10 protein-coding genes are annotated in these 9,248 nt (G+C 63.8%); 5 read left to right on the top strand and 5 right to left on the bottom strand.

Annotation, left to right across the window (positions count from 1 at the left end; genetic code table 11):
* Positions 1-126: 126 nt before the first annotated feature.
* From V7116_RS24305 to folE, 4 genes are all read right to left on the bottom strand, one after another.
* Complete coding sequence (locus V7116_RS24305; RefSeq protein WP_324394587.1) at positions 127-1,077, bottom strand: NAD-dependent epimerase/dehydratase family protein; 951 nt, start codon at positions 1,075-1,077, stop codon at positions 127-129.
* 75 nt (positions 1,078-1,152) lie between these two features.
* Positions 1,153-1,929, bottom strand: coding sequence for a heliorhodopsin HeR (gene heR / locus V7116_RS24310; RefSeq protein ID WP_324394588.1), 777 nt, complete (start codon positions 1,927-1,929; stop codon positions 1,153-1,155).
* 58 nt (positions 1,930-1,987) lie between these two features.
* Positions 1,988-2,755 (bottom strand): SDR family NAD(P)-dependent oxidoreductase, encoded by a 768-nt coding sequence (locus tag V7116_RS24315; protein ID WP_324394589.1) that lies wholly within the window; start codon positions 2,753-2,755, stop codon positions 1,988-1,990.
* A 163-nt stretch (positions 2,756-2,918) separates the two neighbouring features.
* Complete coding sequence (gene folE, locus V7116_RS24320) at positions 2,919-3,566, bottom strand: GTP cyclohydrolase I FolE (protein WP_324394590.1); 648 nt, start codon at positions 3,564-3,566, stop codon at positions 2,919-2,921.
* 567 nt (positions 3,567-4,133) lie between these two features.
* On the opposite strand from folE, the gene V7116_RS24325 reads away from it, so the two are divergent.
* The 5 genes from V7116_RS24325 to V7116_RS24345 all read left to right on the top strand — a co-directional run bounded on the left by V7116_RS24325 (position 4,134) and on the right by V7116_RS24345 (position 8,236).
* On the top strand, positions 4,134-4,442 hold the full coding sequence (locus tag V7116_RS24325) for a 4a-hydroxytetrahydrobiopterin dehydratase (RefSeq protein ID WP_324394591.1): 309 nt from the start codon (positions 4,134-4,136) through the stop codon (positions 4,440-4,442).
* 74 nt (positions 4,443-4,516) lie between these two features.
* On the top strand, positions 4,517-5,347 hold the full coding sequence (gene pheA, locus V7116_RS24330; protein ID WP_324394592.1) for a prephenate dehydratase: 831 nt from the start codon (positions 4,517-4,519) through the stop codon (positions 5,345-5,347).
* Positions 5,348-5,793: 446 nt separating this feature from the next.
* Positions 5,794-6,867, top strand: a complete 1,074-nt coding sequence (locus V7116_RS24335) for a hypothetical protein (RefSeq protein ID WP_324394593.1) — start codon at positions 5,794-5,796, stop codon at positions 6,865-6,867.
* 52 nt (positions 6,868-6,919) lie between these two features.
* A complete protein-coding gene (locus tag V7116_RS24340) occupies positions 6,920-7,600 on the top strand; it encodes a copper chaperone PCu(A)C (protein WP_324394594.1) in 681 nt (226 codons plus the stop codon).
* Positions 7,601-7,603: 3 nt separating this feature from the next.
* On the top strand, positions 7,604-8,236 hold the full coding sequence (locus V7116_RS24345; protein ID WP_324394595.1) for an SCO family protein: 633 nt from the start codon (positions 7,604-7,606) through the stop codon (positions 8,234-8,236).
* A 192-nt stretch (positions 8,237-8,428) separates the two neighbouring features.
* Here the strand turns inward: V7116_RS24345 and V7116_RS24350 are convergent.
* The coding region (locus tag V7116_RS24350; RefSeq protein ID WP_324394596.1) for an endonuclease/exonuclease/phosphatase family protein at positions 8,429-9,248 on the bottom strand (820 nt) is incomplete at its 5' end.

Consider the following 9,248-nt stretch of genomic DNA (forward strand, 5'->3'; position numbering starts at 1 on the left):
TCCAATCAAGTTGGAGAGGGGCCAGGGGTGAGGTCGCGTTTGCTTTGCCTGATCCCGGCTCCTCCGTATGCATGGAGGCCAGGGGTCGGGCACTCTTGCTCTTGACTAACCACTGAAGACTGAAAACTAGTCACTGTGTTCTTTGAACCACGCCGCCGTGGTTGCGATCGCCTCGTCCAGCGGCGTGCTGATGTCCCCGAACGCCGCCGCGAACTTGCTGTGATCCAGGATGAACGGCTCGTTGAACTCGTACACCATCTCGACCAGCTCGCGCATGACGGGCTGGAACAGGCCCATCGCACGGATCAGCAGCGTCGGCGCGACCTGGATTTTGACCGGGTGGCCGAGCGCCTGCCCGATACGCTCGATGAACGCGCGTGTGGTGATCGTCGGCGGGCTGGGCACGTGCCAGATCTCGCCCAGGGCTTCGTCGTGCGATCCCAGAATGACCAGCGCCTTACCGATGTCGGGGATGTACGTGTAGGTGTGCGGCATGTCGGGGTTTCCGATCACCTGCGCGGACTTGCCCTGCACTGCACGGCCAAATACCACGTCGCCCATGCCGGAACCGCGCCCATTGGGGCCGAAATAGTCCGACGCGCGGGCGACGATCACGCGCACGCGTCCGGCGTTGTGCGCGGCCATCCAGTTATCCGCGATGCGCGCCCGCAGCGCGCCTTTTTTGGTCGTGGCAGCGTTGGGCATATCCTCCGTCATGGGCTTGCCGTGCACGTTGCCGTACATGTACACGTTGTCCATGACGATCAGTTTGGCGCCGTCGGCGGATTCCGCGCCCGCCAGGATGCCCGTTTGCAGGCGCGGCAGCAGTTCGGTCCAACCCTGATAGGCGGGCGGGTTGGTGCAGTTGTAGATCACGCTGGCATTGGCGCACGCCGTCACAGCCTGCGCCGGATCGGTGATGTCGGCGGCGACCACTTCGACGCCCGCCGGGACGCCCGCTTTGCCGTGGCGGTTCACCGCGCGGACGCGCTGCCCGCCCTTGACCAGTTCCTCAATGGTGGCCAGCCCGATCGGCCCGGTCCCCAGCACGACGTGAAGTTCTTGATCGACAGCCATTTCCGACCTCCTGGATATGCTGCTCTACTTTATTCTACGCCGAAGCAGCCCGGTGGGATGCGCTGATCCCCGACATCAGGACGGCTGGAGCGTTCCGAAAAATACCTGCCACGCCAGCAGCGACTTGGCGACGAGGCTTAGCACGATGTAGGCGCGCTCCCCGTACACGTAGTCGCGCCAGCGCCCGACCTTCGCGTACTGCAGCACCTGATTGACGGCGAACACGTTGAAGAACAGGAACAGCGACACGTAAATCGCGTAGACGAAGCTCGGCACCTGCTCGCCGCTGGTCACGGACCCGACGAAATAGATGCCCACCGCGATCCACGGCACGATCCCGACGATGCAGCCGAAGATGAACGCCGTCCAGTTCACTTTGTCGGTGGTCTGGTTGTGCAGCTCCATCATCCAGCCGAACAGGATCATCGACGCGTTGAGCGCGAAGATCAGAAGCAGCGCGGCGATGTCGTACATGCCGAACAGAGCCGCAATCGCCACGATCATGACCGAGGCGCTGAACGAGTATTCGATCCACCGGGCTTTGTTGATGCCCTGCTTCAGATTATGCACGTACCAGTCGTAAATGCCCGGCGTTGAGACGGCAAAGTGCGCCAGCGCCGACATGAACAGGAACGACGCGATGAACGGCCCCAGGGGCAGATCGAACAATACTTTCGGATCGGTGACGAGGCCGTCCCCTTCCTGAAACTTCAGAAAGTAGGTGCTGATCGGCACGGTGAAATCGTTGCTCAGGGCCAGCATCAGCACGCCCTGAAGCAAGTGCAGGATGCCCATCGCCACGTTGAAGCGGCGCAGCGAACGGAACGTCGAGCGGTCGGCGTTGGTTTCCATTGGGTATTCTCCATCAAGCGGACAGGGCCGCAGAACGTACGCTAAGGGGACGGGTTAATCAGTGGTTGGCGGCGCCGAGCAAACTCTCGCCACCATCGACCGGGATCACCGCCCCGGTGATGAAATCGTTGTGCGCCAGAAAGACGACCGTCTGCGCGACGTGCTCCGGCTTGCCGGGGCGCTGGAGCGGTACGGCGGCATACACGCGCTGCCATGCCTCGCCGTCCGGGTCCATGTACGCGGGCGGCAGCACGGGGCCGGGCGCGATCGCGTTGACGCGGATCGAGGGGGCCAGCTCGCGCGCGGAGACTTTCGTCAGGTGGACCAATCCCGCCTTGCTGACGCCGTGCTGCACGAAGCTGCGCCACGGGTACAGCCCGGCCAGATCCGCGATGTTGACGATGAGGGCGGTTTCTTCGGGGGCGCGCTCGACGGCGCGCATCAAGGCTGCGGCGCGCTGGGTGCTCAAAAACGGCGCTTGAAGGTTGATCGCCATCGTGATCTGCCAGTCGTCCAGCGCAACGTCTTCCAGGGGCTGTTTCATGAAGTTCGACGCGCTGTTGACCAACACGTCCAACCGCCCGAAGCGCCGCTCGACCGTCTCGAACAGCCGCGCGATGGCGTCCGGGTCGCTCAGGTCAGCCTGGACCGGCAGCGCTTCGACGCCCAGCGCCGCGATCTCGCGGGCGGTCGCCTGGGCCGCGTTTGCGCTGCCGCCGTAGTGCACGACCACGTGCGCGCCGTCTTGCGCGAGCGCCAGCGCGATTGCCTTGCCGACCCGGTGCGCTGCGCCGGTGACCAGCGCGACTTTGCCGTTGAGATCCACTCGTGCCCCCTGATATCTGAGGTGGTATGGCTGAAGGACAAAATGCCGGGCGGCGTTGGGCGTAGTTACAAACTACCCTACAACCGCGACCTCACCCCCGGCCCCTCTCCAGTCTGGGCTGGAGAGGGGAGACAAGCATGATCTTCACGGATCGCCGTGTGCGCTATTTGCCGATCAGGCGGTAGAACTCGTCGCGCAGCTCGCGGTTGGTGCGAAACTCGCCGCGCTTGGCGGTGGTGACCATGTTCGAGTCGTGCTTTTTCACGCCGCGCAGCGAGGCGCAACTGTGCTGGCCTTCGACCACGACCATCACGCCGACCGGATCGAGCGCCTGCTGGATCGCGTCCGCGATTTCGTTGGTCATACGCTCCTGAATTTGCAGCCGGTGGGCAAACATATCCACCAGACGCGGGATCTTGCTCAGCCCGACGACCTTGTTACGCGGGATGTAGGCCACGTGCACCTTGCCCACGAACGGCAGCATGTGATGCTCGCACAGCGAGTTGTACTCGATGTCCGACACGACGACCATCTCGCCTTCGCCATATTCCACGTCGAACATCGCGCCGTTGATGATCGTGTCCACGTCCTGATCATAGCCTTCCAGCAGCTCGTCGTACATCTTTGCCACACGGTGCGGCGTGCGCAGCAGGCCGTCGCGCTCGGGATCTTCGCCCACGTGCAGCAAAATCTGGCGTACCGCATCCTCAATCGCGGCATGCCGCTCGTCCTCCACGTGGTCGTGAAGGTGTTCGGTGAGCCGGGGTAGGCGCCCGTTGCCGTTCGATTGGAGTTTCAGCGTGCTGGCCATGTGTTTTCCCTATCGATTCGATTACCTGTAGGTAAAATGCCGTATACCTGTTAGATGCGTGGATAGTGAACTTAGGTTACAACACAGACGTTAGGATCACTTTAGAATTCTAATAGATTTGCATAAAGTTAATCTATTTTAACCGCCGCGCCCACACTTTGATGGCATAATGAGCGGAGATTTGCCCACGTTGGTCCGCCGCGCGCACGTCATTTGAGGCGGCTCGATCGGTGGGGCGGGCCGGTACATTAACGGCACATGAGTTTTGCTGGTGTACGGCTGGACCTTAAAAGCAGACCTCACCTCCCGGCCCCTCTCCAATCAAGTTGGAGAGGGGAGACAGGCGGCGGTCGATGGGGTTTTGTAGGGGCGATGCTTGCATCGCCCGTTGCGAGAAAAGCCGGGTAACACGAGTCCTACCCCTACGGATCGCGGGGCAGCGCGTGAGGCGGGAATTCGTTCCGCAGCGCACAAGCCAAACCGCTATAATCTGGGGGAGCCGATTTTCTGGTCTATTCTCATCGTCCGCCCCGGCGTGTCCCGTTGGGTTTTGCGAGAGGAGGGGCGATGCCTCTTAACCCGGATATCTACACCGACGTTCAAATCCAGTCCCGCCTGCAAGAATATGCCGACTGGCGGTTGGAGGGCGACGGGCAGCTTCATGCCGAGTTCACCTTCAAAAACTTCCGGCAGGCGGTGCTGTTCGTCAACGCGATCGCGCATCTGGCGGAGGTAGCCGATCATCACCCCGACCTGTGCATTCACGATTACAAGCAGGTGTCGATCCGCATCATGACGCACAGCGCGGGCGGCATCACGTCCAAAGATTTTGACCTCATCGCGCAGATCGAGGCGCTGCCGCGCTACGCGGCATGAGATTTGGCGCTTTATGAAACGCCCGGCGCGGGCGTGCATCTACTATCCATGAGGGGGATCGTAGAGTGAAATCCATGATCGTAGCCTTTCAAGGCGAGCATGGCGCGTATTCGGAGGAGGCGATCCGGCTGCATTTCGGCCCGGACGCCGCCACGCTGCCATGCGAGAGTTTTACCGGCATTTTCCAGGCGGTACAGCACGGCGACGCGGTGTATGGCATGCTGCCGGTCGAAAATGCCCTGGCGGGAACCGTCGCCCAGTCGTACGAGCTGCTGATGGAGTACGATTTTCGCGTGCAGGCCGAAGTCCTGCTGGCGATCCGGCACCATCTGCTCGCGCCCGACGACATGGCGCTGGACGACGTCAAGCGGGTGAAGTCACATCCGCAGGCGCTCGCCCAGTGCGCGGATACGCTGCGGCGGCGCGGCTGGGAGCCGGTGGCGACCTACGACACGGCAGGCGCGGCCCGCGACATCGCCGTGCAGCCGGAACCGCACACGGCGGTGATCGCCAGCGCGTTTGCGGGGGAGCTGTACAACCTGAACACGCTCGAAAGCGGCATCGAAGACGACCCCATGAACTCCACCCGCTTTTTCGTGATCGGCCCCGACGACGCCCCGCGCCGCGATCCGAGCAAGACGTCGCTGGTGTTCGGCGTGCGGCACCGCCCGCGCGCGCTGTACGACTGCATCGGCGCGTTTGCCGAGCGCAACATCAACCTGACCAAGATCGAGTCGCGGCCTATTCGCGGGCGTCCGTGGCAGTACTGGTTCTACCTGGATTTCGAGGGCCACTGGCAGGATCCTGATTCCGAGGCGGCGCTGGTCGCGCTGCTGCACCGCGCGTCGATGGTCAAGATGCTGGGATCCTATCCGGCAGCCAGCGGCGGTCCCAACAGCACGTGAGGCGGGGAAACAGGGGGCGTGGGGTTTAGTGGTCCGGCGAATGGGCCGGGAAATGGGGCATGCAGGATTCACCTCACCCCTTAACCTCTGGCCCCTCTCCAATCCGATTGGAGAGGGGCCAGGGGTGAGGTGCTTTTTTCAATCCTTATCGGGCATTCACTGCGGGATGAGGAAAAACAGGAATAAAACCAGGGCGGGTTGCAAACCCGCCCCTACAAAACTTGTGACGCTGCGCTCGCCAACACCATCACCTGCGTTGAAGACGAAAAACACCGGGCGGAACAAGCCCCGCCCTACGATACATCTTGCCACCCCTCGCCAGCGCCGACCGGAGAGGGGCGGGGATGAGGTGGTTTCGCCTGTGCCTGATTCCCGGTCCCGATTCCCTGTACCCTGTTGTTTTGAGGCCAGCATCGTTCAACGAGTAACACTGTGAGCGGGAGTCCATGAATACACTGCTAAAGAACCGGAATGTCCTGGTCGTCCCGGCTGTATTTCTCCTGATCGTCGCTGCCGTGGTGGGCGTCATCGTGATCGCCTCGCAGAGCGGCGTCAACGCGGCGGACTGTCCTACGAATGCCACGGCCCAGACCGTCACCGTTCCCCCGCATTCGCACGGATCGGGCATCGCGTCGGTCGTCAAAGACGACGTGCAGATGATCTTCAACGTCAGCCCGGCGGCGGAACTGTATCAGGTGGTGGACGGCGAGCTTCAGGTGTGCAGCGGCGATCTGACCGGCGAGGCGGGCGCGGAGATGAAACACGTCACGCTCGACGTGAACGACGCGCGCCTGCTGTTGGGCGAACGGCTGCCCGTGGACGTGCACCTGACCATCAGCCGCAGCGATACGGGCGAGGTCGTGCTCGACGCGCTGGCCCCGGCGATGGTCGCGGTGGGCCACGGCTACCATTACGGCGACAACTTCCTGCTGCCTAACGACGCGACCTATACCTGGAACGTGGAAGTCAGCCCGGTCAAGGCGCTGCGACAGGCGGGCGCGCAGGACGTGTGGCTGGAGCCAGTGACCTGGCAGGGTGAATTTACGCTCGAAGCGGACGGCACGGTGACCGGCAAGGGCGCGAGTCCGGCGGTGATCGGGGACTTCACGCAGGCGGGGCTGCACGTCACGTTGAGTCGCCAGGACGCCGTGCAGTTGTATGACGTGACCGGTTCCGGGTCCAGCGTCGCGGAGGATCTGCCCGAGGGCAGCACGTATTTTGTGGTGGACGTCACCGACCACGCCGTGAACCTGGAAGAAAAGATGGTCGGAGTAACGGTCACGCTGACCTTCACCCAGGGCGACGAGACGTTTACGGTCGATGCCCCGGCGGTGATCTCACCCACGTACGGGTTCCACTACGGCGCGAACGTCGCGGTGGGTCCCGGCGAGTGGCAGGTCGAGGTGACCGTGAGCGGCTTCGACTTCCTGCGCCACGCGGGGGCCGCGATCAGCCTGCCGCGCAGCGCCGTGACGGGTACGTTCACCCTGCCGGACGAGTCGCAGACTGCCGCCGGATGATCCGGCGCGCGGAGAAATGCCAAAACGAGACACGCAGTGATAGGAGGAACGAATGACGGAAATGAAGCCGGTTCAGCCGCGCCGTGGGATTCGCGGCGGGTGGATGTCGTGGGCGATTGGGCTGGTGCTGCTGGTTGGAGTGCTGGCGGTCGTGTACATCTGGCAGAACGGCTCGGATGACGGCGACGAGGACAACGGGAGCGCCGCGTCGAGCGATATAGTGATCGAAAACGCGTGGGTGCGCGCTACCACCGGACTCGCCGCCGCGCCGGTCGTGACGGAAGCCGCCGGGATGGATATGCCTGCGGCTGGCGCAACTGAGGCGGCAGGCGATATGGCGGGAATGGATATGCCCGCTGAAGCGACCGAAGCGGCAGGCGACATGGGCGGCATGGAGATGGGATCGTCGGATGCGGTCACCGCCGCCTACATGACCATCACCAACAACGCCGACGAAGAAGACGTGCTGACCGCCGTCACCTGCGCCGATACGCGCGAGGTCCAGATCCACGAGACGACCATGAACGGCGACGTGATGCAGATGCGCCCGCTCACCGAGGGACTTACCATCCCCGCCGACAGCACCGTGACGCTTGAGCCGGGCGGCATCCACCTGATGCTGCTGGGATTCGATGCCGACTTCGAGCCGGGCCAGACGGTGCAGCTCGTGCTGACCTTCGCCTCCGGCAAGGAACTGACCGTGGACGCTGAAGTCCGCACGGGGATGGAGTAGGCGATGAAGCGCTCCCGGCTGTTTCCGGCGAGGATCGTGGCGCTCGCGCTGCTCGGCGCGATCGTGCTGGCGGGGTGCGGCGCGCTGTCGTCCGGCGACGATCCGACGCCCGGTCCCAGCCCGACGCCGCTGCCCGGCACGGTGCTCGATCCGCCCAAGGATCTCGAAGACTTCACGCTGACCGATCAGGCTGGGGATCCGCTGAGCCTCAGCGATCTGCGCGGCGAGGCGGTCGTGATGTTCTTCGGCTACACGCACTGCCCGGACATCTGCCCGACGACCATCGCGGACTTCAAGCGCGTCAAGGCGGATCTGGGCGACGACGCGTCGAAAGTCGCGTTCGTGTTCGTCAGTGTCGATCCCGACCGCGACACGCCGGGGCATCTGGCGACGTACCTGGGTAACTTTGATCCCGACTTCATCGGCATCACGGGCGACGAGCTGACTCTGCGCGGCATCGCGCAGCAGTTCGGCGTGTTTTTCCAGCGCAGCAACTATGACGAGAGCGGCGACAACTACCTCGTGGATCACACCGCCTCGACGTTCGTCGTGGGGCCGGAGGGCCGCCTGCGCATCGTCTACCCCTACGACACCGATCCGTCGATCATTGCGGACGGCATCCGCAAGCTGCTGTAACGGCACGTGCGGGAGCGGAAACGATACGCCCCTACGCGTTCCGCGCCGAGGGGACGGGCAAAAAACCAGGGCGGGTTGCAAACCCGCCCCTACAAAAGCTCGTTGGGCGTGCCTGTCTCCCCGATCAATCTGGGTTGGAGCGGGGCGGGGGTGAGATCGCGGTTGTCTTTGCTCCTGGTTAATCGCTAACTGCTACTCGCTGCGTTCCACCGCCAGCCGCGCGATCAGGGGATGGTGATCCGACGTGCCCGCGTCCGGCCAGACGTGCGCGTCCAGCGCGGTGATCCCTGCGCTGTGCCACACGTAGTCGAGGCGCAGGAACGGGAACGGCTCCGCCGGGTGCGTATTGCCCATGCCCCAGCCGCGCTCGCGGAACGAATCGTCCAGCACGGCGTCGAGCGCCGCGTAGGGCCGCGCGATCTGCGTCGTGTTGCAGTCGCAGAGCAGCAGCGCCGGACCGGTTTCCGCCGCGATCAGCCCGGCGACGTGGTCGATCTGCGCCATCAGGTACGTCTCGTCATACGTTTCTCCAACTTTGAACTGTGGAATCGACGGGTGCAGCACGTAGACGACCACGGGCTGTCCCCCGATGTCCAGCACGGCGCGCAGGTAGCGCGGCTGGCCGAGATCGATGGCGTCGAAGTCGATCTCAAGCTCGATGTGGCTGTCGAGGATCGGGTAGCGGCTGAGCAGCGCGTACCCGTCGAAGCCCTGGATCACCTTCGAGACCTGATACGGGTAGCGCTCAGCGAGCGCGTCGCGCAGCTTGCGGTCGAGCGTGGGACGCAGTTCTTCCAGCGCGACGATATCCGCGTCCATCGCCTCAATCACGGCGAACGTTTGCTCCGGGTCGGCCATGAAGCCCAGCACGTTGTACGTCGCCGCCGTGAAGGTCGGGCCGGGCGCGTCCGGCGCGGGCGTGGGGATCCACAGCGGCGCGAACCACACCGCGAACGCGATCGCGCCCGGTGCCAGCCACAGCGCGAGCCACCGCGCGCGCAGTAGCGCCGCC

The sequence above is a fragment of the Aggregatilinea sp. genome (assembly GCF_036822615.1).
Classification (GTDB): Bacteria; Chloroflexota; Anaerolineae; order Aggregatilineales; family Aggregatilineaceae; genus Aggregatilinea.

Coding starts and splice junctions, on each gene's coding strand:
- V7116_RS24305 (WP_324394587.1), bottom strand. CDS start 1,077: ATGGCTGTCGATCAAGAACTTCACGTCGTGCTGGGGACCGGGCCGATC.
- heR (WP_324394588.1), bottom strand. CDS start 1,929: ATGGAAACCAACGCCGACCGCTCGACGTTCCGTTCGCTGCGCCGCTTC.
- folE (WP_324394590.1), bottom strand. CDS start 3,566: ATGGCCAGCACGCTGAAACTCCAATCGAACGGCAACGGGCGCCTACCC.
- V7116_RS24325 (WP_324394591.1), top strand. CDS start 4,134: ATGCCTCTTAACCCGGATATCTACACCGACGTTCAAATCCAGTCCCGC.
- pheA (WP_324394592.1), top strand. CDS start 4,517: ATGATCGTAGCCTTTCAAGGCGAGCATGGCGCGTATTCGGAGGAGGCG.
- V7116_RS24335 (WP_324394593.1), top strand. CDS start 5,794: ATGAATACACTGCTAAAGAACCGGAATGTCCTGGTCGTCCCGGCTGTA.
- V7116_RS24340 (WP_324394594.1), top strand. CDS start 6,920: ATGACGGAAATGAAGCCGGTTCAGCCGCGCCGTGGGATTCGCGGCGGG.
- V7116_RS24345 (WP_324394595.1), top strand. CDS start 7,604: ATGAAGCGCTCCCGGCTGTTTCCGGCGAGGATCGTGGCGCTCGCGCTG.